This window comes from Agathobacter sp. LCP21S3_B2 (assembly GCF_052118705.1).
Lineage (GTDB): Bacteria > Bacillota > Clostridia > Lachnospirales > Lachnospiraceae > Roseburia.
The window spans coordinates 21,552-47,973 of record NZ_JBQKGQ010000003.1; the positions used below are offsets into that span (position 1 = coordinate 21,552).

General features: G+C 37.0%; 22 protein-coding genes. All 22 read right to left on the reverse strand.

The window, feature by feature from the left end:
• Position 1: 1 nt before the first annotated feature.
• The gene (locus ACTQ1L_RS03000) at positions 2-706 is read right to left on the reverse strand and encodes an ABC transporter ATP-binding protein (RefSeq protein WP_279206360.1); all 705 of its coding nucleotides are present in this window, start codon (positions 704-706) and stop codon (positions 2-4) included.
• A gap of 42 nt (positions 707-748) precedes the next feature.
• Positions 749-1,189 carry a hypothetical protein gene (locus ACTQ1L_RS03005; protein ID WP_279206359.1) on the reverse strand — a complete coding sequence of 147 codons (441 nt, stop codon included), beginning with the start codon at positions 1,187-1,189 and terminating at the stop codon, positions 749-751.
• On the reverse strand, positions 1,176-1,637 hold the full coding sequence (locus tag ACTQ1L_RS03010; protein ID WP_441365394.1) for a LytTR family DNA-binding domain-containing protein: 462 nt from the start codon (positions 1,635-1,637) through the stop codon (positions 1,176-1,178). Before ACTQ1L_RS03010 ends, ACTQ1L_RS03005 begins: the two co-directional genes overlap by 14 nt.
• A gap of 74 nt (positions 1,638-1,711) precedes the next feature.
• On the reverse strand, positions 1,712-2,332 hold the full coding sequence (locus ACTQ1L_RS03015) for a TetR/AcrR family transcriptional regulator (RefSeq protein ID WP_441365395.1): 621 nt from the start codon (positions 2,330-2,332) through the stop codon (positions 1,712-1,714).
• Positions 2,333-2,438: 106 nt separating this feature from the next.
• Positions 2,439-3,338: an ABC transporter permease gene (locus ACTQ1L_RS03020; protein WP_279206356.1), complete on the reverse strand. Its 900-nt coding sequence runs from the start codon at positions 3,336-3,338 to the stop codon at positions 2,439-2,441.
• Entirely contained in the window at positions 3,338-4,249 is a 912-nt protein-coding gene (locus ACTQ1L_RS03025) for an ABC transporter ATP-binding protein (RefSeq protein ID WP_441365396.1), read from the reverse strand. The genes ACTQ1L_RS03020 and ACTQ1L_RS03025 overlap by 1 nt, the downstream gene beginning before the upstream one ends.
• Before the next feature lie 361 nt (positions 4,250-4,610).
• Complete coding sequence (brxL, locus tag ACTQ1L_RS03030) at positions 4,611-6,692, reverse strand: protease Lon-related BREX system protein BrxL (protein WP_441365397.1); 2,082 nt, start codon at positions 6,690-6,692, stop codon at positions 4,611-4,613.
• Positions 6,679-7,935 carry a serine/threonine-protein kinase gene (locus ACTQ1L_RS03035; protein ID WP_441365398.1) on the reverse strand — a complete coding sequence of 419 codons (1,257 nt, stop codon included), beginning with the start codon at positions 7,933-7,935 and terminating at the stop codon, positions 6,679-6,681. Before ACTQ1L_RS03035 ends, brxL begins: the two co-directional genes overlap by 14 nt.
• Positions 7,936-7,949: 14 nt before the next feature.
• Positions 7,950-10,493, reverse strand: a complete 2,544-nt coding sequence (gene pglZ / locus ACTQ1L_RS03040) for a BREX-1 system phosphatase PglZ type A (RefSeq protein ID WP_441365399.1) — start codon at positions 10,491-10,493, stop codon at positions 7,950-7,952.
• 231 nt (positions 10,494-10,724) lie between these two features.
• On the reverse strand, positions 10,725-11,327 hold the full coding sequence (locus tag ACTQ1L_RS03045) for a DUF6661 family protein (protein WP_441365400.1): 603 nt from the start codon (positions 11,325-11,327) through the stop codon (positions 10,725-10,727).
• Complete coding sequence (locus ACTQ1L_RS03050) at positions 11,317-12,381, reverse strand: ATP-binding protein (protein ID WP_158437358.1); 1,065 nt, start codon at positions 12,379-12,381, stop codon at positions 11,317-11,319. Before ACTQ1L_RS03050 ends, ACTQ1L_RS03045 begins: the two co-directional genes overlap by 11 nt.
• Before the next feature lie 25 nt (positions 12,382-12,406).
• Positions 12,407-16,156, reverse strand: a complete 3,750-nt coding sequence (pglX, locus tag ACTQ1L_RS03055) for a BREX-1 system adenine-specific DNA-methyltransferase PglX (protein ID WP_441365401.1) — start codon at positions 16,154-16,156, stop codon at positions 12,407-12,409.
• Between the two features lie 43 nt (positions 16,157-16,199).
• Complete coding sequence (locus ACTQ1L_RS03060; protein WP_441365402.1) at positions 16,200-17,825, reverse strand: DUF6119 family protein; 1,626 nt, start codon at positions 17,823-17,825, stop codon at positions 16,200-16,202.
• A gap of 25 nt (positions 17,826-17,850) precedes the next feature.
• The gene (brxC, locus tag ACTQ1L_RS03065; protein ID WP_441365403.1) at positions 17,851-21,441 is read right to left on the reverse strand and encodes a BREX system P-loop protein BrxC; all 3,591 of its coding nucleotides are present in this window, start codon (positions 21,439-21,441) and stop codon (positions 17,851-17,853) included.
• A gap of 13 nt (positions 21,442-21,454) precedes the next feature.
• Complete coding sequence (locus ACTQ1L_RS03070) at positions 21,455-22,042, reverse strand: DUF1788 domain-containing protein (protein WP_441365404.1); 588 nt, start codon at positions 22,040-22,042, stop codon at positions 21,455-21,457.
• A 2-nt stretch (positions 22,043-22,044) separates the two neighbouring features.
• Positions 22,045-22,632, reverse strand: a complete 588-nt coding sequence (locus ACTQ1L_RS03075; protein WP_158551246.1) for a DUF1819 family protein — start codon at positions 22,630-22,632, stop codon at positions 22,045-22,047.
• Complete coding sequence (locus ACTQ1L_RS03080) at positions 22,622-22,849, reverse strand: helix-turn-helix domain-containing protein (RefSeq protein WP_321112166.1); 228 nt, start codon at positions 22,847-22,849, stop codon at positions 22,622-22,624. Before ACTQ1L_RS03080 ends, ACTQ1L_RS03075 begins: the two co-directional genes overlap by 11 nt.
• Positions 22,850-23,069: 220 nt before the next feature.
• Positions 23,070-23,255 carry a type II toxin-antitoxin system HicA family toxin gene (locus ACTQ1L_RS03085; protein ID WP_148873530.1) on the reverse strand — a complete coding sequence of 62 codons (186 nt, stop codon included), beginning with the start codon at positions 23,253-23,255 and terminating at the stop codon, positions 23,070-23,072.
• Complete coding sequence (locus tag ACTQ1L_RS03090) at positions 23,252-23,923, reverse strand: vWA domain-containing protein (protein ID WP_349064291.1); 672 nt, start codon at positions 23,921-23,923, stop codon at positions 23,252-23,254. Before ACTQ1L_RS03090 ends, ACTQ1L_RS03085 begins: the two co-directional genes overlap by 4 nt.
• 96 nt (positions 23,924-24,019) lie before the next feature.
• Positions 24,020-24,220 carry a hypothetical protein gene (locus ACTQ1L_RS03095; RefSeq protein WP_117482330.1) on the reverse strand — a complete coding sequence of 67 codons (201 nt, stop codon included), beginning with the start codon at positions 24,218-24,220 and terminating at the stop codon, positions 24,020-24,022.
• A gap of 9 nt (positions 24,221-24,229) precedes the next feature.
• On the reverse strand, positions 24,230-24,862 hold the full coding sequence (locus tag ACTQ1L_RS03100; protein WP_148873526.1) for a helix-turn-helix domain-containing protein: 633 nt from the start codon (positions 24,860-24,862) through the stop codon (positions 24,230-24,232).
• A 547-nt stretch (positions 24,863-25,409) separates the two neighbouring features.
• The gene (locus tag ACTQ1L_RS03105; RefSeq protein ID WP_308805218.1) at positions 25,410-26,420 is read right to left on the reverse strand and encodes a GGGtGRT protein; all 1,011 of its coding nucleotides are present in this window, start codon (positions 26,418-26,420) and stop codon (positions 25,410-25,412) included.
• Between the last annotated feature and the right edge of the window lie 2 nt (positions 26,421-26,422).

Below are 26,422 nucleotides of genomic sequence, written 5' to 3' on the forward strand. Positions count from 1 at the left end.
ACTACTCCTCCAATTCCAGGAATACATCCTCCAGGGACTCATCTCCCTTAACTTCATCCATCGTTCCCTGTCTGATTAACTTACCGCCTTTAATAATGGCAACCTTGTCGCATAATTTTTCTGCAACTTCAAGTACATGTGTTGAGAAAAAGAGTGCCCCGCCATTGTCGCAGAATTCACGCATCATTTCTTTCAACAGATGTGATGCCTTAGGATCAAGTCCTACAAATGGTTCATCCATAATAATAAGCTTTGGTTCATGAAGCCATGCTGAAATAATTGCCAGCTTCTGTTTCATTCCATGTGAATAGGCAGCAATCGGCTGTGCCAGATCATCTGTTATTTCAAATAAATCAGCATATTTGTGAATACGCTCTTTTCTATCTGCTGCACTGACCTTAAATATATCTGCTATAAAATTCAGATACTTGATTCCAGTCATATAATCATACAGGTCAGGATTATCCGGGATATATGCAATTTTCCTCTTACATTTCAATGGCTGTTCTTTGACAGACTCACCGCCTACGTAAATTTCGCCCTCATCAAACTGCAAAATTCCCACAACAGACTTTAATGTGGTTGTTTTACCGGCTCCATTATGACCGATAAATCCATAGATTTCTCCCTTCTGTATATGCAAATTCAAATCGTCTACTGCTGTTTTATCACCATATTTCTTTGTCAGATGTTCAATTTTTAACATATCATTTTCCTCATTTTCAAAATATATTTTGTTCAACGTTCTTTATTCATTGCTCTTTTTTCTACGATGCTCTTTGATTTTCCTGTTAATCTTATCAGCCTCTTCTTTTTCCAGATACCACTTTATAAGATATGACAATACATCGAAAAATGCTGTGGAAATTAAGATTGCCACATATCCAATCTGAGGGAATGATTCACCCATCACAAAACGAATGGCAAGACACATTGCAATCTCCAATACCACAAGTTCTATTCCTCTTTGCAGTAATACCTGCTTTACAGTCATATCTTCCTTCAGATAAATTGGGATACAGGGAAGCATACAGATTAACGCAAGTACAAATGGCAGGAAAAAGTAAACAAAGCTGATACTTGCATCTCTTACAAAGATACTTCCAATAACAGCAATTGCCAGTGTATTCTCAGCTACTACCGTAATGTAATCAAAGATAAATTCTCTAATCGGATCAAACGCCTTCATTGTCTTCCTCCCTCACAAAATAGTCTTCAACTTCTTTTGCATATTTTCTTGTAACCAGTATTTCTTCACCATTTTCCATCTTCGCATACAACCTGCCGTTTAATGCGGTACGAACCGATTCAATTTTGTCCATATTGACAAGCATTGCCTTTGATGCCCGACAGATATAGCTGCACTTTACCGCTTCTTCTACCTGATACAATCTGCCATCAAGTTTGTAGACCTGCTCCGCTGTATAGGCGAACGCATTTCCATCAACTGTTTCATAGTACAGAATATCCTCAATTCTGATGGACACAGAATCACCTCTCTGTGTATATCCTATAATCGTGTCCCCCTTGCGCTTTACATATTCCTTAATTTCTTCAAAATCCTTTGTCCAATTTACATACTCCAATATCACACCCTCATCCTTTGGATGTTCTATCGTTCTTTCAATGACTCTCATAAGTACAATATCCTCGTATCAAAACTATTCCATGTGATAAATCTCATTGATTCTATTCGATATGTTCCCAATTACTACTTTAGCTGGTACATCCTAAAAAACTGTCGTACATGCCTTTCAATTAAGCCAGTAATCTCCTGCTCTCTCTCAGGTTCTCTGTCGCAAAGATTAATCCAGACCGAAATCGGCAGACAAAGCTGTGCCGCTATAATCTCCGGTTCATCATCTTTCAGCTTTCCATTCTTTATCAGAAAGCTAATAAATCCTGTAAAATAGTTCATGATATCCGAATAATTCTGTTTCGTCTGTAACTTTGAAAGCTGCTCGTTGCTAAACTGTTCTATTGTCAAAAGCTTTCTGATACGGCTGACCTGTGGATCATTTAAAATATAACGGACATGCCCAATGATCATCTGAACAACCTGCTGGACTGTCATATCATCCTTATTCTCAATGAAATCTGCATTGTTCCAATCTGCCTGTGCAAAAATGGAATGTTCCTCATACTGCTTTTGAATAATCTCTATAAGCTCATCTAAAATATCCTGTTTGCTAGCAAAATGACTATATAACGATGCCTTACGGATTCCAACTGCTTCTGCAATCTGAGAAATGGATGTTGCTTCATACCCGCCTGTAGAAAACAGAGTCAGTGCAGCATCCAGTATTTCATATTTTGTTCTGCCTCTTTCCATCCTGACCTACCTTCATGTGTTTGGTTTGATACCTGTATTTTACCTACCGAACGGTCGGATGTCAAGTATGGATATAGTTTCTTACGATATTCTTTTCCAGGCTCCTTTACCTGTTTTCTTTTTCCGGCAGACGGGTCATAAATAGAAAAATTGCCCCAAATACCACAATACTGCCTGCCATAATAAATACCATCTGTGTTGTATTAACTACATTTCCACGAAACTGCGGATTGCAGTCTAACGTTTCCCTGATTGCCGTTATCATCTCCTCCGGAAGCTTCTCACTCTCCATCTCCTCAAATATGCCACGGAGCATATGATTCTTAATAAGTGAAGTTCCATAAGTCCCCGGAAGATATGACAATGCTTTCTGCAATCCAGAACCAAAATTAGAGATTGGCATATATGCTCCACAGATAAAACCATAGCCTGCGCTGACAATCGTTCCTACTGCTGACATCTGCCCCTGCGTAGTAAGCGGATAGCTTATAATACTTGAAAGTGTACTTCCAAATAGCACCAGAAGAAGCTCATCAAAGATAATCCAAAGCACATCCACACAGCTTAAATACCAGCCCATTTTTCCTATGTAAAGAAGTCCGATCACAAGTGCCAGCCCATTTACCAGCAATGAATTCAGCACTGTTGCAAGGAAATATCCAAGATATATCTTTGAGCGGCTTATCGGGGAAACATTTAAGTCTTTCCTGGTACCATTCACCTTATCCTGCACCATTGTAAGATTCACGCAGAATGTAACTGTTACACAGCTTACTGCTAAGATAGCGGCAACTAGCTGGGATGCAACTGTCCCATCAATCAACTTTTCCGCAATCGTAAATCCTTCCGGAAATGCTGATGTAAAAGAATCTTTATAGACCTTTGCTAAAAATGTGACATACAACACAATCAGAATAATAGGTGTAATCAAAGATGAGAAAAACATTCCTTTATCCCTGAAAAATAATTTCCTGTTCCTGTTCATAAGAGAAATAACTGCCTTCATTAGTTTTCACCTCCCAGTACCTTGCCTGTTACCGCAAGAAATACATCATCCATTCCGCCCTTTACTACCTCGTAATCTCTAAATATATCCTGATGTTTAACTATAAGCTTTGTTGCTTCAATGGTATTTCCTATTTTTATCTGATATCCGTCCCTTATTACCTTATACTTCATACCCAAAGCCTTCATTTCATCTTCTGTCACACCATAGATTGATACTGTATCCTGCACATAGGTGCTCTTTAATTCAAATGGTGTTCCTTCAGCTACTATGCTTCCTTTATCAAGGATTACGACATATCCCGCATTAGCAGCTTCCTCCATATAATGTGTTGTAAGAAAAACTGTAAGATTCTCATCTGTTCTTAGTTTTTCAATAACTTCCCAGATTCTCCTTCTGGTCTGCGGATCAAGACCTGTGGTCGGTTCATCCAAAATCAGTATTTCAGGCTTATGCAACAACGCTCTGGCTATATCAATTCTTCTACGCTGTCCTCCTGACAATTTACCAACAGGTCTGTTTATATAATCTTCAAATCCAAGAAGTTCTGTAAGTTCCCCAAGCCTCACATCAAATTCCATTCCAGTGATTCCATAGAGCGCAGCCCTGCTTTTCAAGTTTTCTCTTACAGTAAGTGGTTTATCCAGCACACTATCCTGAAATACTATCCCCAGTTTCTTACCCAGCTTATTTCCCAGCTTTTCAGCAGCTACTCCATCAATCTCCACACTTCCACTATCCTTGTGAAGTTGACCACATATAATAGAAATTGTTGTGCTCTTTCCAGCACCATTAACGCCGAGGAAAGCAAACAGTTCTCCTCTTTTAACCTTGAAATTCAGGTCATTAACAGCTTTTACTTCACCGAAGTTCTTGGTTAGATGACTTATTTTTATGATATCTGATTCCATTCTGTTCTCCTTTTTCTCAACCTGCTCTACAATTTTTAACAGCAGAAGCAACAACATTGATATAGATTTTATGTATCTGTTTTAGTTTTATCGTATATTTATCTATGTGTCTATACGAGCAGCACCAAGATGCATAATATATGAACCAAGATGCATTAAAACACAAAAAGGACGCAGGATTACTCCCACGCCCTCACTACTATCTGGCTTTATCTTCTCTTACCTTCGGTACTTCTTTTTCTGCCTCTACCTTAATATTCACACCTCTAAGTGAATCTGAACGAAGCCTATCCCATAACATATTTATATTGTCTTCGTAATAATACTAAATTTTTTAATCTTGCATTATCAGTCCTCCTATTTATTCAACTCCTAGAGCTTTGTACACAGCTTCCTCTGGAGATGAGTAGAATATTAAACTGAATGCCCCAACTAAGTCAGAAGGCACAGTTCCAAGATCTGCTGCCGATGTGATTGGAAGCAGAACTTTTTTTGCTCCACTATCGAGACACACCTGCAATGTACTTGCCAAATCTTCTACTTTAATAAGTGTTCCACCGATACTAATCTCACCAAGTACTGCAAGACTGCTGATTGGAGGCTTACTAAGTGCTGCCGATGAAATAGCAATCAATGTAGGCAGTGCAAGATTTCCTGTCATTCCAAGTCCTTGCATATCCTGATAATTGATGATGTAATCCTTAGTTGTTGTACTGATATTTCCAGATATTGCATTGCCGTTTGCCTTCAGATAATTAAATGCCGTATTGGTTGCTTCCTTTGGCTCTTTCCCTGACCCAATACCTGTGCAAGTCAATTTTCCATTTCCCGGCATCATCTGTGTTTCCAGACGATAGCAGCCTATCATTCCAGTCTTTGACTTTGATACTGTATATAAGCATCCCGGTTTTCCCATACCTTCAGGTATCATCTTGCCACCGCCCTGCTCCGGTACAGATACAAAATGCTCATCAAAACTATCATTATCTATATAAGAGAAGTTCACATCATAGAACTCCATTCCACCAATCTTCTTAAGCTGCTCTTTTACTCGTCTACGAAGTTCAAGTGAAATATCCATAATCTCTGCAACTTCATCCTTGCTGACTTCTCCATCCGGATAAATCAATTTGATAAATCCGGAAATCAGCTTACGAACAGCAATTGCATCTCTCTGATTTAAATTATTTCCTAATTTGAAATACTTCTCTGCTATATTGCTGTAATTATCCTTACGAAGCTCACGCATAAACTCTGATAGATAATCTGTGATAAATCCATAATCATTTGTAAACGAATCCGGTCTGTACTTAGGAATCTCCCATCCCGGTATATATGCATGGAAACGGTCAAGGAAAGCAGTATCCGTACCCATTTCAGGTGGAAATGGATCAAACAGACTTGATGTCTTCTGCAAAGTCTCCACACTCTGATTGATATTACCTACAAAGACCATAGATGCCTTTGCCTGTATCTCAGCCTTGCCACGGGAAAATGCACCGGATGCCATGTATCCTTTCATAATCTGGATACCATCTTTATCCTTAAACTTGATACCGGCAACCTCGTCAAATGCTACAACATCCCACATTCCGACAAGACCTACTGTGTTGTTAGACATATTATAAAACAGATTTGCTACTGTAGTCTGTCCTCCGGCAACAAGGATGCTGTTTGGAGAAATCTGCTCATATATGTATGATTTACCTGTAGAACGAGGTCCAAGTTCACACATATTGAAATTGTTCTCAACTAGAGGAATCATACGTGCAATCAGAAGCCATTTTGCTCTCTCACTAAGCTTGTCCGGCTCCATTCCTGTAGACCGGAGCATAACATCCATCCACTCTTCCTTGGTAAATGCTTTACGACCATTTTTTACCTCGTCCATATCCACATGCGGCATCTGAATCGGTGTCAGCTTTCTAATACGGATAGGCTGTGTATTCTTCTTGTCTTCCTCAATAAACTCATAGTCAATCTGGAGAATACACCAGATACCGCCACAAAGAAGGCGGTCATAATCCTTTACATAGTCAGCACTGATAGGAATATTCTTAATTCCAAGATTAGAGAATGTTGCCTCATATCTGTCTTCCTTGGTATTGAGGACTACTGTAATCCTGTCAATAACTGTATAGCTTCCTCTCTCTCGAAGAAGTGACAATATTTTCTGTGCTTCATCCGGACGTACATAGTTATCTCGCAGAATACGCTTCACATTGTCTACTCCCTCGTCAATAATCTCCTGATCATCGGAATTACAATACTGACCGAGAAGATATTCCAGTACATAAACAGGTACATTGGCTCCTTCGCGGATTGACTTTGTTAAGTCCTTGCGGACAATACGACCATCATAGTATTGGCGGAGTTTCTGTTTTATAATTTCTCGTCTATCATCGGTTTCTGATATATTATTATATTCATTAATTTGATCCATCACTATTCTCCTTTGACCTGTAACTATTGATTTTTTCTATTATTGCGTCAACTGGATACAATCTGTCATTTGGATTTTGACAAAAAAGTTCATTAAACACATCATCTAAATATTTATATTCTGGTGCCACTTTTGATATCTTCGTGTAATTACCAGCTCCTACCAATTCACCTGTAAACATCTCTACTAGAATAAGTCCAGCAGCATAAACATCAGCTCTTCCGTCCACATTTTTTGCATTTCCCTTTATTCTCTGCTCTGGTGCTGCATATTGAAAATTTGCCATTCTATCGGATGCCTTTGTTTTCACACTTGCAATAATATCTTCTTCACAAAAATGAGCTATTCCAAAATCCGCTATAACAGCATTATTAGTTTCATCTAAAAATAAAATGTTCTCAGGCTTAATATCTCTATGATAGGCACCCTTCTCATGTGCATACTTAAGACCATACAAAATATTAATAAATATCTCTTCTGCATCACTATGTTGTATGTGCTTTTTAATTCTATCTCTTAATGTTTCTTTTGCTAACGGCATAACATAAAAGATCATATTATTACCTATGGTCCCATGATCATAGATTTCAATAATGTTTCTATTTTGGTTTCTTTCACAAAAATTAATCTCATTACTAAATCTTGCAAGTTTACTCCCCTGTTCCCTCAATACTACTTTAATTGCTATTATTCTATTTCGAGAATCCTCTGCTTTATATACCTTACCATTACCTCCTTGAGCAATAAATTCACTGATTGTATACGTCTCAAACGCAGAATATACTCTATCACCTTTATTCAATTTAATATCATTAACTTTAGAAATCGATTCTAAATCCTGATCTCCTATTCTTGCTAATTTCCCTTTATTCAGCCTATAAGACAAATTAAATTTTTTTAAAAGTTCATTTACCTTAATCGTATATGCATATCGCTGTTCTTTTTTTATCCATCTACTAAATGCAATCTCTACAAACTTTTTAATACTTTCATAATCTACATACATATTAAAACCTGGATATGACTCTCCATATTCAATGTTATATTCCTGCTCCATATCAATATTTAATTCATATGTTCCACCATACCAGCCACTATTGTAATATATGTATTCATCCTTAATGAAATTTTTATTCAATGCATCTGATTCAAACCAAGCATTAAAACTTTTCCAAAATTTTTGCCATTTTTCCGGTTCTTCATCATTCAAGTTTCTTAAAAAAAGTATTTTGTTTGTAGTCACATTAATCACTCCTATTAAAATCCAAAATCATCAACAAACGCAATATCAATCATAAACTCATACTGCTGCAAGATATTCTTCTCGTCATTTGCATCTGCCAATACAAGATAATACTTGTCTCCATACTTATATGCTCTTGATTTCAAAGTAAACTTCTCATGGAAAGTCCTCTTCTCTGGTGCATCTTTCCTGCTATTGGCAATCATAGGCACATCAAATGAGATTTTTTCGCCATCTTCCGTAGTAAAGTAAGCCACGATACTTCTTGCTTTCATGGTGTCTGTGACTTTCTCTGTCTGAATAAAATCAAAGTATGTGATAAGATTCGTCACCTTACGGGTAACAGATGTCAGGACAACATCCACATAATCGTATGCCACACCTCTGGTATTCGTTGTAAGTTCAATGACCGGAACCATCATCTCCTGCAAGGACGTACCACCATGCACATAATTCTGTCCGCCTCCGGCAACCTTGAAAATATCTGCTCCAACCGGTGTATCTACATAAAGTTTATTAAAGTACGCCATTGTTCTTGCCATGATTCCCTGCTCATTTACTGCATCTTCTGTAATAAGGAATCTCTTGTTTTTATAAAGGCATTTATCCTTTGGATATGATACCTTGTCAAACTCCTGTAATCTGTCTCTCTTATATAAGAAGCCATGATCTGCAGTAATGAAAAACTTTGCCGCTGATACATCGCCAATTAACTGTTTTATTAAATCATAAATCTCTGAAATTGCTTCTCTGCATGCATTAAACACTTCATTTTCACTAGCTGGCTTGTCCCCTCTAGCATCAACTTGATTATGATACACATATACAATATTTTTATTTTGAAGCAATTCTTTGGCTCTGTCTCTTTTTCTAAATATCTCATCGAATGAAACCGCAATATTTCTTTCATTATAAGATTTCAGAATCTTATCCTTTTGCTCCATACTTGCACATGCCTGTCCGTCAACAGTCACATTCAAGTTTCCATCCACCTGCATCTCTTTATGCGGAAGCAGACTCGCCATTCCAACTGATGTAACAGAAGGCAGGCAACTAATCATACACTCCATCTTCGGTGTACACTTCTCGTCCAATTCCAATCTGCTGAAAAGTTCCTTTGCACACTCATATCGGAAAGCATCGGAAATAATAACAATGACTCTCTGCTTTCCATCGTAGCCTCTAAGATAATGCTTATAGAAATCTTCCTGCTTAGGCAGGTCTGTAGCATTCATTACATCATTTGTAAAATTCTCATTCCACTTCGGTGTTATCTTCTGCAAATATGTATTCGCATAAATATTCTCTACTCTATGCCTTACATCAGAGAATTTACTGTTATCTTCAATCTGGTCATATGCATAATAAAACCATCTATAATATGAATCTATCAGGTATGACTCTTTCTGATAATTTGCAACCAATGTCTTAATATCACTTGAGAACTCCATAAGTGATACAGACTTCATCATCAAATACGCATACTTGATAGTTGTGTATTCATTCTTGTATCTCTCGCTATAATGATATGCCTTAGACATTCTCTGATCAGCTACCTGAGCAATATTAAGTTCATCAATCTGTGCATCTAAGATTTCATCATTTAACTGCTCCAATGCCCAATCAATAATAATGTCATCCAACCCGGCAAAAGCATCACATGCAAAAATGTCAGACATCTGGAGAGAACTGTCTTTTTTCTTCTCCACATCTTTCTTTAATCCATCCTGTATTCTTGTCACAAAACGTAATGACTTATCTATTCTTTCTACAAGTTTGTCATAGACATCCTGATAATTCACATTGTCCATGATATTACGGATAAAGACCACAACATCATTACGCTTCTTAAGAATATAAGTCCTCATTGCTTCCGGAACAGTAGCTTTCAATGTAGATGATGCATAAGTTAATATCATACAAGCAGACAAATCATCTATGTTTGGCTTGTCTGACTTATATCCAAAGAATTTTTCACAAAGTTCCCAGAACTTATCGGTCAATCCATTATCATCCAATGCCTTAAAATACTTCTCATTGTCACCGAGCATCATCTGCTTAACTACTTCCTCAAAATTTGGAGTCTTTACATCCGTGAGTACAGCAATCAAACCAATATCAATTGTCTGAGCATTATAATGGTCAATTCCAAGTTCTTTGAACTTCTCAATACGATGCTTATTCTTCCAAAAATTACCATACTGTGATAAATGCTCCTTAAAGCGATTATCAATGCCAATCTCCTGAGACATCTGCGATACTCTGTCTGTATAATAAGGTGTTGAGTAATAATACATATCTGCGAGAGGATTCTCTGCATCACTTGGCTTTGCAAAGGCTGCATAGACAAGATATTTACTCTCTTTATCCTCTTCATTTAATAAATACTTTGAATAGAGCCAGTTTGTACCATCAAGAATGTGCAGCTTTACATCACCAAGCTGCAGTTCCGATACCTCATCCTCGTATTCACCTTTATCATCAAACCAGAATATGATTCTTGTCTCTGATTTGGCAAATTCTGTATTTAATTGATCCTGTATGTTCTGTAAATCCATATTTCACCTTCTAATCCATTTGTACAGATAGTCTCTGCACAAATTACATCTATTCAATAAGTATGATAATAGTATCCAGTAAGTAGTCACTAATGGATACTAATCGGACACTACCGGATACTTATTGAACACTTTGTATCCGATAGCCTCAAAAAAGTGTCCGATAGTGTCCAATAAAGTGTTCGATAAGTAGTAATGTAATTTTCTGAAGGACACTTTATTTATCGACATTTAACTTACAATCTGAAATATTCTCGGATCATATGTATCGGAATCAACAACGGATACTCTGCAATTGATCCATCGAAGTTTTTTATTTATACTGTCCTGCAATTTCTGCATAATCATCTTTTTAGTCCGTGTTTTTGTACCAAAATCACCTTCCAGAAACAATATTACATATTTCTTTTTTGAATCATTCGAAAAGCTATCTCCTGACAGAAATTGAATATATTCTTTTAATTCATTCAAACACTCTTTTGTATTTCCAAAGGATTTGGCTCCAACCAAAGCTGCTACTGTCATTGCTGTTTTCTGTGCTATTTCAATATCCAGGCTGTCACGTCCCTCCACGTTTACGGATGTATGGGTTGTATTGCGTTTTCGGTTATCCGGAGTAATTCTCCACCGATTGTTACCTTCATCTCCAGTACAATTTTTTACTTCTATAAATGCGATCTTATCTTTAGCAACAGAAATAAAATCAACACCTTTTGCCTCTGGCAACTTATTAAAGTAATCTCGATAAAATTTTGTATCATCAAATTTTATCACTGTATCATTTTCTGCAAACTGAAATTTTAATTTGCTTTCTTCCTTTATGTTATTCTCCATAAATAATCCCCTGTTCTCTATCATACATTGCATCAAACTCCTGCATAATTGCATTATGCTCCAAATCTGATGCTGAATTTTTCATCTCATAATGAACATCCCGCGTTTTTTCATCCCTAAATAATGAAATAAATTTAATATCAAGTTTTTTAGGATTTAGCTCAGAATAAGAGGCTACCATATTAAATTCCTGCTGAATAAAATAATCATGTGTGGAAACAAAAATCTGCACTCCCATCTGAGCTAAAGCTACCATCACCTGTACAATCGGGCGAATCATTTTAGGGTTCATATTCGTTTCCGGTTCATCCCAAAATAAGATAGTATTTTTATTCAAACTTCCAGAAAGAATCATATATATAATCATAGATAGCTTTCTGTATCCATCTGAAAGCAATCCCATCTCAAATTCACCTTCACCTTTTATTTTGAAATAGAATTTTTTGTTTTTCTGGACAATTTGTCCTTTCATAATATCTTCGAGATTACTTAATACCTGATTCTGCTCCGTAGTATTAGGACCTTTTGAAAGTGGTCTGTCTAAAAGCTTTGCAAGATCATAATACATTTCTTCAAAGTCTATATGATATTCATCATATAAAGATACAAAATGCTCTACCGTAGAAATCATTTCTTTTGTAGGAATGTATATAACATCATATTTTTTTGTTTTTTCTTCCTGTATTATAGAAACATCTGCATGATTTTCCTGCCTATTTCCAAATCCAACTGAGATTTTTTGTTTCTTTTCTAAATCAATAGAAAAATCCGTTCGGTTACTTCCCTGTTTTCGGCTTACAAGTCTGCCAATTTTCATTTCATCCGGTCGAAACACCCCTTGGATTTTTTTAACAAAAACCTGTTCTTCCATCTCCTTTGTAAGATTATCTTTGCCTCCACTACTAAGTGGCTTTATCAAAGAATACATCACTTTTAAAAGTGTTGTTTTGCCGGTACTGTTTTCACCGCAGATAATATTGATATTATCTGACCAATTTATTTCAGCATTTTCAAAAGCCATAAAATTATTTAATGTTAATTTTTTGATTTTCATTTTCAATTCACCTCATTCTTTCACTCTATATCTTTGCCAACAAATCAACTTTCAATGCTTTCTTACCTTCCTGTGCCACTTCCACACCTTGGAACTTCGCATAATTTACCTTTACACCATCATCCAAGTCAATCTCGATTCTCTGATTGGCTACATGGGCAATGGCTTCATCATATATCCTCATCTCTGCAAGCTGTTTAGTGTACTTTGTTACCGCCTTTGTAGCTTTCGATTTCTCTGATGCCGATGTCGCATTGTCAATCGTATACTGTGCACTCTGCATTGCAGTCTCCACATATTTCTGTGCCTTATGCAGATAATCAGTTCTTACTCTGCCAACTGTGTCAGCATCATATCGGTGCATGTAAATAAGTGCCTTAAATCCGTTCTGCTTACCACTATCAAACAGCCAATAAATAGGACGTTTACCTGAACCTGTAACAGAATAAGTATTACAATGGTCCTTGAAGAAATCATTTAAGAAATAATTTCTGATCACTTCTCTGCTTGTATTTCCTTTATTACCAAGCGCTTTTGCAATAAAATCAAGATTTGTTTCCAATGATTTCTCACCATATACAATTTTCACCCATTCACAGAATCTTGAAACAATATCATCCGAGAAATATTCTTCATCACAAATAGGAATGATATTATCTTTATCTGGATTGTATGTACATTTCTTCACACCATCATCTGTCTTGTAATAAAAATCACCTATTGGAACGGATGCCCCAGGTGCTCCTGCAAATCCAGTTCCACATCTTGGTGCTGACGCTTCAAAGAAATGCGATTTAAATGGTTGTCCCGCCAAAACAAGTCCTTCCTCATCCAATGAATATCGTCCAAACATACATCCAACAGCATAAGAAACCAAGCTCTTAATATCACGCTGTAAATCTGCTTTACGAACTGTGACATCTTTATCTTCTACTTCTGGTGTCAGTTCATCTTGTAAACCGTAAATATTGATAAAAATGCGATTTAGTTCCTCTTCATTGGCTTTGAGCTGATTGAATCGTTCATTGCATTCATTTTCCCAGCAGGTGTAACATTCTGCCAAATCAATATCTTCCATGTCATCAAATAATGCTCTATTCTTAGAAATAGCAGATACTAAAGGGTGACGTTTAAAATCCCATGAGCTTTCGAATGAATCCCAGTCTGCTATAGATAATTCAATTAGTTCCTTAACAATTTTGTTAATTTGCTCGAAAAATGAATAATTCAAAAGCACTGGTATTCGACCAATATCCCCTGCTTGATAATTAATTGTAGGTGCAATTAACTTCAGTATTGCATTCGCAACTGGTGAATTGCACAGTCCCAATAAATATAAATTACTCTCAGCAGCTTGATAAAATGACATCCCTGCAATATCAGATATATTATGTTCTTTAAATCTAAATGTTGGAGTTCCAGTATTAATTAATGACCATGTACATGAAGGGGTAAACTTCATTTCGTCTGGATAGTCCTGCACATTTCTCTTATCTATCTTTGCTTGTCCAAAAAGTCTTTTACCGCCATACTGCCAATCTACTACATAATCATTATTTCCATACCAACGTCTTGATTCTCCTCCCTTATTATATGGAAACCACTTTAGTCCACTCTTTATCGCCTCATGGCAATCAGATGCATTTGTGCAAAAAGTTGTATAGTTAATCTCTTGCCACATTCTTACAAACGTTTGATTATCACCTGTTTTTACTCCATTTCGAGCAATCGCCATTTGTGACAATGGTACTCCTGTAGAAAAAGCTTTCAGTATTTTTTCTGATGCCCAATATGTAATTGGATTTCCAGGTATCTTATTAAAATTATCCTGATTTACCACATATTTTTTCTTCTCAGATAAAAATAATTCTTCTTTAGCGCTCTGATTATTTGCATCTACTAATCTACTGTAAACACCTCTAAACTTCCTTATATTTTTCTTGCTTAATATAAAACTACTTGTCTGAACGACCTCGCCTGCTATTTCTTCAAACGCTCTAGCTCCTAAATGTGCCATATTTACAATACTTATTTTTTGTAATTTAATACGCAATTTTTCATAACTAGACAAAAACATCCATGAATGCATCGTAATCATAGCTTGATATCCATTTTTCTTAAGCATTTCGCCACAACGTTCAATAAATACAGCAAATAAATCCGCCTTACTATCCGGATAGTTCTTCTTCACAAAATTATTCACTTTTGCACTCAGGTTACTTGTTCCAGCATATGGTGGATTAGTTGCAACAACCTCATACTTCTGTGCCATAACTTTGCCAATTTTAATCAATTGTTTCAACTGCTCTGCAGTCTCATCCAATCCATATGTATCAAAAGAAATCTGGCTTTCTGTATCTGTATTCTCTACAAATTTCTCTAACAGCTCCCAATCATAATCTTCCACATTAAGCAAAGAACCGTATTCCTTTGCGTCATTTAATGTGTTAAGAAGTCCTTCCATCTGCGATACTGCTGCATTCTTCTCTACATCTGTCAATCCAGCACCAAAGTATTTAAGCTGACCACGATTAATGCCATTACTCTCCTGCACAGCATATACATTCGGTTCTATCCCTCTTGTCAGGATTCTTCTGTCATACTGTCTTGCTTTCATCAATACTGCAAAATAACTCAACTGTGCAGCTCTGTCATCTATATCAAGTCCGTATATATTATTTTGGATAATGCTCTGTGCAGCATCTCTCTGTGACCATCCTACATTTTCATATATCTGCATAAATACATCAAATGCATACACCAGAATATGTCCTGAACCCATACAAGGATCAATAAGTTTTATATCTTCCGGTTTTAATGTCGCATACTCTGCCTTTATCTTATCAAGTTCATGCTGCACAGATTCTTCCTGCTCTGCCTCATCCAAATAGTATTTCCATTTGCTCTTAAGTCCTTCATCCGGATGTCCTTCTACCCACATTCTGCCAAGGCTGTTTTCAACCATGTATCGTACAATCCAGTCCGGAGTAAAAAGCTGGGTAACTGCCGGCACTTCCTCTTTCGTGATTTTACCTTTCTTTGCGAATGCTTTATTTTTAGGCTCTGTATTGTAATACTGATATAGCCAGCCTATGATTTCTACCTGTCCTGCTGCCTTACCATCCTCATCAACAGTTGCGATGTTAAAATCTTTCTCATCAATACCATCTACAAGCATACGAATTACATCATCTTCATTCGTAAATGAGATGTTAAGAAGCATTTCGGTATAGTCTTCTGTCTCTTCAAAAAGTCCCGGTAACACTTCATGAAGCATATTACACTGCTTGATAAAAAGCATTCTGAATAAATCATCAAGCCTGTTATTCATCTTGGCATCAATGATTTCTTCTCTCTCTTTATCAGTGAAATCCCAGTCAATATCTGGAGCCATAGTTACCACATCGGGCTCATTTTTCCCTTCTTTTTCGGAAGAAAGCACACGAACTCTTACAGGATACATATAGTCATTCACTTCCATAAAACGGATAGCACAGATTCTGTTAAACCATGTATATGCCACTTCTTCCACTACCGCTTCAAAGCCTCTTGCATGAATCTGGTCTACCAGTTTTTTCCTCTGCTCACACTGTTTTTTGTTAAGTGTTACCTCTGTTCCTGCTGCTGTCTTGTATACCTCAAAATCAGCACCTTTAGTGATTGCTTCACTGCAATTATCCGGTGTGATTCCAAGCATACCCGCTTTATCGGTAACGGATGCTATCAGCTTATTTCTTGCATCTATTGCAAATTTTTTAATTGCATTTTTGTTCATGGGTTTTTGCTCACTTTCTCATTCTAAATTCAAATACTACTTTCTATGATTCCCAATAATTTAAATAAACAACTGGCGTATATCCAGCAACCCTAACACTCTTTTTCCATTCATCCAACCGATTTTTCAACATAATCATATTTAATTTTGATATGTCAGGCTTTCCATCATACATAGGTAGTTTATTTTTTCTTTTTAGAACTATCCAAACTGCTACAGTATTTATTGAGGGCATACTAGGGAATTGTCCATTCTTATACATTTCTAACGAAGCCATTGATTGATCGACAACATAACTTAGTTTTGATGACGTATTGCCAATTTTAACTGCAAACATAGTTTCACTTTTGTATAAATCCATTAATTCAAGTTTTTCTCCTTGAACACTCGTATTTTCTCTATCATAATTTTCAAATCCATAACTCTCTGATAAAACACAATTATACACACGTTCAGCATAATATTTTTTGCTCAATCTATCTTTTATCTGTTTTGAAGTCATTCCATGATACTCTATACTGTCTTTCTCAATTTCATATTTTTTTGAAACATATTCTTTTAATTTGTTATCTGTGAAATCATATTTTGAATCATATATTACATCCAATTCTTTTATTGATTCTTGTAAATATGCAATATAATCAGAATTATACTGATACCACTCTCCTTTAATCAAAACACATTTTCTTTCATCATCAGTAAAATCAATTACTCTTTTTATATTATATGTACATACAATTTGCTCATTTTTCAAACACGCAATTTTAATATTAAAAAATTCTTTTTCAATATTTATTTTGTTAGTTTCAATAAAATGCATAATAGCATCTTTAGTCAGACTCTCGATATTTTCATGAGCTCTTTTATATTTCAAAACAAATGAAGAGTCATTATTATTAAATATCTCTGTCACTCCAATAACATCTAACTCTGATATATTAATACAATCTATATTATCGTTAATTTTTTTAAGTAATCGCTCATCTAAATCAGCTATTAATTCATCATCTTTAACCTTTCCAAAAACAGGTATTTTATTAATAATTGGTTTCTTAAGAGTCATTTCTATATACTCAATAAATTCTATAATACTATCAATATTATTTTGTATTAATTGTGCTTTTATAGAATGTCCTATCTCTATAGTCTCCTTAAATAATCTTTTTTCTTTTCCGGTATCCATTCTTGCTTTTATTTTCGCATATGACTCGCCGCTCTCATATGATAAATTACTATAATCGACAAAAACATTAACTATTTTATTTTTTCTAGAATTTGGGGCTGTTAATGTTGTAGTTTTTATTTCATTAAATGCTATTCTTTTTGCAAATTCAAAAGCAAATTCTACATCACAATATTTATCAACCGAAAAATAGGCAAGACCATAACTTATAACATATATAATGCCATCTGACTCTATTTTTAAAATTGCTCTAGGTGATGAATATATTTTAACTTTATCGCATTCATACTCATCCAATATCCACTGCCAATCAGGTATTTTAGAATCATTTGCACGATACAAATAGGTTCCAACAATATATTTTCTGTCCTTATCATGTAATGATTTGTATTCTTGCTCACCTATAAATTCATATTTATCTTGTAGCAACTGTGTAAATTCAAGTTGTTTATTGTCATCAATTTTATATAAATTCACATATCCCATAATTACACCCCATTCCATCAAAAATTTAACTCAATGTAATAATTGTATTCTCTTCCAATTCTTGTAATAGCCTTTGCTTCATCTCGGCAAGGAACTTATCAATATCCTGCTCTGTCTCTATCGAATATGTTCTAGCTCCTGCTACATTGCTGATAGAAACATTCTTACGTCTCTTTGTCTTTACTTTAGTCGGTACTGGTGCAGGATCAATCGGCTCTTTACCGGGTACTACCGGTGTGACAGGTGGTTCCGGTGCAGGCTGATGGGTCCTCTCATATTCATCTATTTCATCCAAGCATTTGATTTTTAAAGTGTCACTTTCCAGCTTGATATTCTTGATTGCTGCTATATCATTTGATTTTTTCAGCTTATCCCAGATTTCTTCAAACCTCTGATTGATACGAGGACGGAGTACTTCCGCAAATGACTTAGTATCCAATACTTCTTTCACTTTAAGGAAGTCGTCATGTACTAATGGATCCATGATAGCTGCTTCCTTTTCAAGCAATCCCATATGAAGCTCTTCAAATCTCTTATTTAATTCCGGTAATCTCTGAATTTTACCGAAAGGCTTGCCGTCCTTCACGATAGTCTCTATCTCTTCGACTACTTTTAATAACTCCTGGTCACTTACATAAGTCTTACTGTTTCCAAAATATGCAAGGTTCTTTACTGCCTCTTCAAAAATCTTTCTCTGGTCTCCCTTAAAGAAATCAAATACAGGTGCAGTATCTTCTGCATCATCAAGCAGGTCATCTCTCTTCTTATCTACTGTCTTGAAGAACTCTGTAGGCTCATTGATATCAAGGATTTCAGTAAGTCTCTTTCTTGCCTCTTCCATCAGTCGCTTACAAGGATATTTTGGATTGATTCTGTACTCTACAAGGATGTCATCGTATACTTCAACTTTATCCTTCGCTCTGCTCTTGAAGCTGCTCATAATTTTGTCATCATCATCACTGGATACAGTAAATCCGAAGTAATCCTTCATAACTTCTTTTGCAGAGCGAATCTGTCCATCAGTTGCTCTTTCTCTGATGTCTATCAGGAGTTTCTCTACATACTCTCGCTTTGTAATATATCTGACCAGTTCATCCTGATTCGTTGAAAGTAATGACAAGCTCTGACTGTTAAGAGTAAGAGACACTCTTCCCAGCTTGAACAGCATTGCTACAAGCCACTGCACATCCTTTGGATCAAATCCATAAGGTGCTGCACCAAACTTATCCTGTAGTGACTTGAGGGATGTCTTCATATGTCTGGCATTATTTAAGCCAATTACCTGCACCACTTCCTCTAAAGCAAGCTTATTCGGTGTGGTATCACTTGTGCCAAGGAAACTCATCTGACCATCGCTGTGTTTAAAGATGGCACTGATATCTGAAAGCTCCGGTGCTGTCTCCATATAGGTAAGCTTATTGTATTTCATTGCTACGAGCTTACCGAGTGCTTCATTGATTCTTGTTGCCGGCTCCTTAGCTGAAATGGTTGCCTTATCGCCATTTACATAGATATCAGCATTTTTTAATGCATCCTCAATAAAGATTCGGATTCTGTCCTTCTTCTCAATACGCTCATCCTCTTTTGCCCTGCGGATGCTGTCAAAGCTGCCTCTGGCTCCGGACGCATTTTTATTAAGGAATTTATATATCTTGATGGATTCTGTAATCTCATCAAGGAATGTACTGTCATTTGGCAGCTTCACAATCACACTGCTTTCCTGTGCTGAGAGCAGACGAAGTGCAGAGTCTGCATAATCTCCGCCATAAGGTGTAATAACTGTCACTCCGATATCGTTAGACTGATTGCCCTTGAAGAATCGGTCATCCACCTTCTGGTTGAATGGGAATAAGTAACGACTGCTGTAACGGTATTTCTTCTCTGTATAGATTTCCTCGAAGATAACTGTAGAAGCCTCTCCGATGATTTCTCCCATCTCTACTGACTCATTGTTGATGGCATTATTGATTTCCTGCTCCTCGTTTGTCAGAAAGATGTATATTTCACCATTCTTCTGTACAAGTGTCTCTTTAATCAGTTTCTTTAATGATTCTTCAATCTTAGAACGGACTTCAATCCTCTCATCATCAATATTTGAAATCATAAGCGTAGTCAGGTTGTCCACATTTGCCTTAATTTCCTTGACATATTTAATCATAAAGAGAACTTTCAAAAGCTCTACATCGAACTCATCAAGCTTGCTATTATTTTCCGCATCTGAGATTACCTGACTGTGCTGGTGATCAATAAACTTATGCAATGGATCGTAGAAGAAGCTAAACGGAACCAATACTCCATCCTCTTTATCCATTACTCTGATTGCCGACTCCTGAAACAGTGCAAGCATAGAACGTGACTGATCAGACAGATGCTTTCCACTTGCGCCATGTGTTCTGACCGCAGTAAGTACCTGTCCTAAAAGATTGAACTGATATGGTATGAACGGATAGCAGTCTGCGAAATCCGCCTTATCTGCATACAGCTTCTTGTCCGCTGTATCCGCTGTAAATGTTATAAGATTCTTGATAATTGATTCTTTCTGCTCATAGAGAAGTCTAAGCGTCTGTGTTGCTGTCTCATTCTTTGCAAGCACACGCTTACGAATTACTTCATCAACATTGGATGCCGAAAGAGAAAGTCTCGTATCAAAACGTCCCTGAATCTTAGAGAAGTCATTTCCCTTTGTCTTTGTAATAGAGTCAATATCCTCCTGACTCGTTACGATAACCCATGCCTTACCTTTGCAGGCTGTTCCAAGATCTTCTACAATTGTCTGGAGATTGAGCATAAGCTGTGTATCATCTGCAATATACTGACCGATTTCATCCACTAAGAAGATAACATGATGATTCGGACCTTTTTTCGCACAATATTCCTGCACAAGTGATACAAACTTCTCGATACTGAGGTCATAGCTGCCCTTTGCATTCTTGCACCAGTTGCGGGCTGCTTCCTCACTCATGAAATCCATCTCGACTAATGTCTTTACTACTTTATCCTGAATAACTGCAAATGCCTGTCTCTTTTTCTCCCAAGGTGCTCCTGCATTCGCTTCGAACTTCGCTTTGAACTCTTCAAATCTGCCCTCGTTATCCAACTGGCGCTCAAATTCTGCGAGATAAGGTATTGAACCACAATATCCCTGCATCTCATTGAACACCTTCATAAACACTTCAACGATAGCCTCCTTACCTGAGCCTACCTTCGCTGAGCCTTTTGAATCAATATTAAAAAGCATGACATCTGACTCAATTGTTCCAGCCTTTGTCATCTCTGCAATAAGCATCGGATCTTCAATTTTTTTACCATCTGTAAAATACTCAATGGCTCTTTTACCTTCTACTGTGCTGTTTTTCAATAAATAAGACAGTATTTTCAGGAAGTGAGATTTACCACTTCCAAAGAATCCGGAAATCCAGACACCCATCTTATCTGTATATCCGTCTACACCCTTTTCATAATTGTTGAAGAAGTCTCTGAAATGCTTCAGAAGTTCCTTAGTCACTACATATTCATCTAATTCCTGATATACATTTTCTTCATCCGACTGACCTACTTTAATAACGCCCTTGATGTCACGGTCAATCTGCTTTTCAAACATATTTTTAATCTGCATTATACTTCCTCCTCTACACCAGACGGAATGCCCTGTAATAGTTGTGTGAATCCATCGTTCCAAATAATTTTAAATCCTGTCCGCTATACTCTCCCGGATAAAATAGCACTACCGGCACACTGTCAAGTACCTGATGCAGGTTATTTAAGATGTTGTGGCTTGCTATTATCGGATGGCACTTGCCTACTCCGGTAAGAAATACCACACTGTCTGCCAAATCTTCCTGCAATATTCTTGATATGATTAGATTCTGCTCATTTGTCTCATCCAGTCCCAATGTTTCTATAAGGCTGTCTGCCATTTCAAAAAATCCATTCTCTTTTTCCAAATCGAAAAATACTTCCAGATAACCTTCCTCCTGCAGTATCTCGACCATCAGGTGAAACAGGTCAAACTCAACTATTCTGAAATCTTTGTTTCCGTTATTTATTCTATCCTTAAGGTATGCTATATGATTTCTCACATACAGCTCTTCTCTTGGATCATAATCGAATATATAATATCCAACTTCATTTCCAAGTCCTTTATTCTCTCTAAACGACTTCTCTGATATTTTGTCTTCTATCTGATTCAGTCTATCATCCAAACTTAACTTTGCCATGCTCAGACTCCTTTAACTGCATTGATATATGCATCCATCCCATTACTGTGAAGTAGTTCCTCTATACGATAATTAACAAGAGCGTGTCTGATTACCCTTGTCTTTGTTGATTCAATCAATCCCGCATCTGCAAGATTCTTCATATAACAATTCTTGAGTTTCTTAATTCCTGATTCTGACCAGCCTGCTACTTCCTCACTTTGAGCTGCCTTATCGTCAAAGAATCCATTTATATCTCTATCTTCTATCGTCTTTTCTCCAAGTATTACCTTGCCACGATACACATCATATACAAATTCAAAAAAGAGCTTATCTGTATTCATAATTGCAATCAGTGTCAGCAGTTTTGCATTTTCATTATCCACTTTAACCAAAAGCTCTACTGCTCCATCAGGCAATGACGAAAGCCGATTATATACATAATTGAATGTCCTCCGTAATCTGGTCTCATTTCTAAGCTGATAAAGATTCTCACCAATTACCTTATCCTTTATTTCATCCTTCGACATACCTGCTGCCATAAGTTCTGCTGTCTGTTTAGTCTCTACAAATGCAAATACCTGAGACACCATGCCTGCACTATAGTTCATTGTTTCCACCATCCTTATTCTTTTCATAGTGGATAATGTCACCAAAGTCGCAGTCTAACTCATCACAGATTTTCTCCAAAATATTCATAGAGACCTTTTCTCCTTTTGTCATCTTGGCAATCGTACTGCTACTTATTCCGAGATTATTAATCAAGTCCACTTTCTTCATATTTTTATCAATTAACAGCTTCCACAATCCGTTATATGATATTGACATATACATACCTCTTGTCTTTCATAATCACTGTCTGTATTACTATCTATAATAGCAAATCCCATTGTGACCATTTTACCATATATAATGCACAATATCAATAATATTATGAATAAATGCTTCGTTATGTCGAACTTTATTTTTGAGATTATTTATTAAAAGGCAGAGTGTATATTTTACCAAATTCTACACTCTGCCAAATAGCTATGTTAAACTCCCCTTTCTAAACACCTGCCACCTGCAGGTGATACTGCTTTATGATTCTCTGCGCAACCATCCTATTCAAATGATTATTTACCGCTACAGTATTTGTTCCATTTGAATACATAAAGTGTGAACCCTTGCATCTTTTATATTCATATCCATTCGCTACCAGTATTTTCTTCATCAGTCTTGCGTCTATAATCATACTGTCCACCTACCCTTTCCAGCTTTATCATGATATTCCGCAATATCACTGGCCCATGTGTCATCCAACTCCACACTGCACGCTCTACTTTTTGTGACACCTCTGACAGCTCTTCCAACAGCTTCGTAATTGAGTGCTACTCCATCATGATCATTCTCATATGTTACTGACCTGTTTCTTTCAATACCAATTTTTTCAGCTTCTTTGCCTGCATCAATATTTGCTCCAAGGAATAAGAACTCCCAGCCACACTCTTTCTTGGCTTCAATCATTCGCTTAATGTCATTGTAATTAAACTCTGTACTGGAATTTTCTAATCCATCTGTAGTGATTACAAACAATACTTTTCCGGCACGATGTTCCTCCGGCAAATGTTTCTGCACATTATCAATTTTGTTAATTGCCTGTCCTACTGCATCAAGAAGTGCTGTACAACCTCTGACGTAATACTCTTTATCCGTCAACGGCTGAACTGCATCAATCGGGAAACGATCATGAATGATTTCCACTTCATCATCAAAGAGAATTGTAGTCACATTAACTTTTTCTCCTTCTTTTTTCTGCCTCTCTATCATCCCGTTAAACCCGCCGATTGTGTCGCTCTCCAGTCCACCCATTGAACCACTTCTGTCCAAAATAAAAACCAGCTCTGTTAATTCCGCATTCATGTGATTTACCTCCTTCGGTTTATTGTAATCACATTATATCTACGAAACTAACAGAGCTGGTCGCATGATAGGCGACAATTTCATATCTCCAACCCTCTATTTTCTTTTTTCATAACCGGGGCAGTTTGCAGAACTGCACCATTTATCATATTTGGAACATATTCCTCTACCTGAAAAATGCACGCAGTTCTTTCCAAGTCTTCCTGTTTTCTTAACTTTGTAAAAACCGCCTGCACTATTTTTTACATGAAGTACGCTTTTTCCTCCGTCGTACATCCGCTTCTTCTTTTTTTGCATATACTTCACCTACTCAAAAATTGGCTGTCCATAAGCATCTAATATCTCATTAATTTCAAACATATCGTATATCTTATTCTGTAAGAAATAAGCTACGATAATATCCGTCTTTGAACTTCTTGAAAACGCAAAGCCTGCTGAATTTAGAAGATCCTTCGCTTCGTCAATAGATAGTTCTAATGCTATTGCAAACGCAAGCACAGTCTTCTTATTTGGCGTATAATTCACATCTTTTCTGATTTTTGAGAAATGTCTTCGATCCACATAAGCTTTATTATATGCTTCAGAATCAGTCATCCCTCTCTCATCAATTAAACGCAATAGTCTTTGGGAAAATGTCTCATCCATCTGCCCCATAAGGCTTTCTATATTACGGTTTGTTGCCAATGTCGAAGACATAGAGTCAGTTGCTTTCGTTTTCTGCATACTTTCAACATCAAACGATTCTACGGCACTTTCATCTATCTCAATATCTGTATCTTCTTCGGCATCACATTTTTTTGTTGCCTTTTTCTTTCTAAATTCCGAGATTCTATCAAATATAGACTTCATTTCTTTATCCAGTTTAATATCATCCGGCTTGTCTATGTAATATTTATCTATGTATTTTCCGACTGATTCATATAATTTCTGGTCTCTCATTTCTGACTCCTTCATCTATATCATATTTTCTGTATCTTGCTTCCTTATCCTGTCTAATATTATATCATTACGGCTTCTTTTTTTCACTATTTGCCTGCCATACTTGCCAATCCTCGTCAAATTCATCCATTGCGTCATCCACACCATCGGCTTTTTCCATCACTTGCCATCTCAAATGAATACTCATATACTTTTTTGCCAGACCTCAAAAAACGTTCTCTTACCATAATCTCACTCATATAATTCTCCTTCCACATAATGAATATATAAGTAATACTAATAAATCGACTCTTTGAAATATATGACCTGCGAGGCATAAAATATAACCGGAATTAGTATTCCAAGTCGCCATAAACAATTATTTTTGTCAAGCTGCGTCGCCCAAGTCGCCAATATTTCACTTTCCACGTCGCCAATAATTAAATATGGCGACTTGAGGGCAGCGTGCAGCTATTTTTACACCAAATCCAGAAAATGAGCTAAAAAAAGAGACCCATACCATAAATGATATGAGTCTCCAAAAAGCCTATAAAATCAAGCTTTCTATTTAGAACTTACCAGCCTTTGCAGCTTCCTCAACAGAAACGGCAACTGCTACTGTAGCACCAACCATTGGGTTATTACCCATTCCGATAAGTCCCATCATCTCAACGTGAGCCGGAACTGATGAAGATCCTGCGAACTGTGCATCTGAATGCATACGTCCCATTGTATCTGTCATACCGTATGAAGCTGGTCCTGCTGCCATGTTGTCTGGGTGAAGTGTACGTCCTGTACCACCGCCTGATGCTACTGAGAAGTACTTCTTGCCCTGCTCGATACACTCTTTCTTGTATGTACCTGCTACCGGATGCTGGAAACGAGTTGGGTTTGTAGAGTTTCCTGTGATAGAAACACCAACATTCTCGTGATGCATGATTGCAACACCTTCCTGAACATCATCTGCACCGTAACACTTAACTGTTGCACGGAGTCCGTCTGAGTATGCATGCTCAGATACGATGTTGAGCTTAGCTGCCTTGTAGTCATACTGTGTCTCTACGAATGTGAATCCATTGATACGTGAGATGATCTGTGCAGCGTCTTTTCCAAGTCCGTTAAGGATAACACGCAGTGGTTTCTGACGAACCTTGTTTGCCTTCTCAGCGATTCCGATAGCACCCTCAGCGGCTGCGAATGACTCGTGACCTGCTAAGAAACAGAAGCACTCTGTCTCCTCCTCGAGGAGCATCTTTCCAAGGTTACCATGTCCTAAACCTACCTTACGGTGATCAGCAACTGATCCAGGGATACAGAATGCCTGAAGTCCCTCTCCGATTGCTGCTGCAGCGTCTGCTGCTCTTCTACATCCTTTTTTGATTGCGATTGCTGCACCAACTGTGTATGCCCAGCAAGCGTTCTCGAAACAGATTGGCTGGATTTTCTTTACCTGATCGTAAACATCAAGTCCAGCGTCCTTTGTAATCTTTTCAGCTTCTTCGATTGAGCTGATACCATAGCTGTTAAGTACAGCATTGATCTGGTCTATTCTTCTTTCATATGATTCAAATAATGCCATTG

Excerpts from the sequence above, each read along its gene's own strand:
- ACTQ1L_RS03050 (WP_158437358.1), bottom strand. The coding sequence starts at position 12,381 with ATGAAAATCAAAAAATTAACATTAAATAATTTTATGGCTTTTGAAAAT.
- pglX (WP_441365401.1), bottom strand. The coding sequence starts at position 16,156 with ATGAACAAAAATGCAATTAAAAAATTTGCAATAGATGCAAGAAATAAG.
- ACTQ1L_RS03015 (WP_441365395.1), bottom strand. The coding sequence starts at position 2,332 with ATGGAAAGAGGCAGAACAAAATATGAAATACTGGATGCTGCACTGACT.
- brxC (WP_441365403.1), bottom strand. The coding sequence starts at position 21,441 with ATGCAGATTAAAAATATGTTTGAAAAGCAGATTGACCGTGACATCAAG.
- ACTQ1L_RS03070 (WP_441365404.1), bottom strand. The coding sequence starts at position 22,042 with ATGGCAAAGTTAAGTTTGGATGATAGACTGAATCAGATAGAAGACAAA.
- brxL (WP_441365397.1), bottom strand. The coding sequence starts at position 6,692 with ATGGATCAAATTAATGAATATAATAATATATCAGAAACCGATGATAGA.
- ACTQ1L_RS03020 (WP_279206356.1), bottom strand. The coding sequence starts at position 3,338 with ATGAAGGCAGTTATTTCTCTTATGAACAGGAACAGGAAATTATTTTTC.
- ACTQ1L_RS03005 (WP_279206359.1), bottom strand. The coding sequence starts at position 1,189 with ATGAAGGCGTTTGATCCGATTAGAGAATTTATCTTTGATTACATTACG.
- ACTQ1L_RS03075 (WP_158551246.1), bottom strand. The coding sequence starts at position 22,632 with ATGAACTATAGTGCAGGCATGGTGTCTCAGGTATTTGCATTTGTAGAG.
- ACTQ1L_RS03100 (WP_148873526.1), bottom strand. The coding sequence starts at position 24,862 with ATGAGAGACCAGAAATTATATGAATCAGTCGGAAAATACATAGATAAA.
- ACTQ1L_RS03090 (WP_349064291.1), bottom strand. The coding sequence starts at position 23,923 with ATGAATGCGGAATTAACAGAGCTGGTTTTTATTTTGGACAGAAGTGGT.
- ACTQ1L_RS03045 (WP_441365400.1), bottom strand. The coding sequence starts at position 11,327 with ATGGAGAATAACATAAAGGAAGAAAGCAAATTAAAATTTCAGTTTGCA.
- ACTQ1L_RS03105 (WP_308805218.1), bottom strand. The coding sequence starts at position 26,420 with ATGGCATTATTTGAATCATATGAAAGAAGAATAGACCAGATCAATGCT.
- ACTQ1L_RS03000 (WP_279206360.1), bottom strand. The coding sequence starts at position 706 with ATGTTAAAAATTGAACATCTGACAAAGAAATATGGTGATAAAACAGCA.
- ACTQ1L_RS03010 (WP_441365394.1), bottom strand. The coding sequence starts at position 1,637 with ATGAGAGTCATTGAAAGAACGATAGAACATCCAAAGGATGAGGGTGTG.
- ACTQ1L_RS03095 (WP_117482330.1), bottom strand. The coding sequence starts at position 24,220 with ATGCAAAAAAAGAAGAAGCGGATGTACGACGGAGGAAAAAGCGTACTT.
- ACTQ1L_RS03085 (WP_148873530.1), bottom strand. The coding sequence starts at position 23,255 with ATGATTATAGACGCAAGACTGATGAAGAAAATACTGGTAGCGAATGGA.
- pglZ (WP_441365399.1), bottom strand. The coding sequence starts at position 10,493 with ATGGATTTACAGAACATACAGGATCAATTAAATACAGAATTTGCCAAA.
- ACTQ1L_RS03080 (WP_321112166.1), bottom strand. The coding sequence starts at position 22,849 with ATGTCAATATCATATAACGGATTGTGGAAGCTGTTAATTGATAAAAAT.
- ACTQ1L_RS03060 (WP_441365402.1), bottom strand. The coding sequence starts at position 17,825 with ATGGGATATGTGAATTTATATAAAATTGATGACAATAAACAACTTGAA.
- ACTQ1L_RS03025 (WP_441365396.1), bottom strand. The coding sequence starts at position 4,249 with ATGGAATCAGATATCATAAAAATAAGTCATCTAACCAAGAACTTCGGT.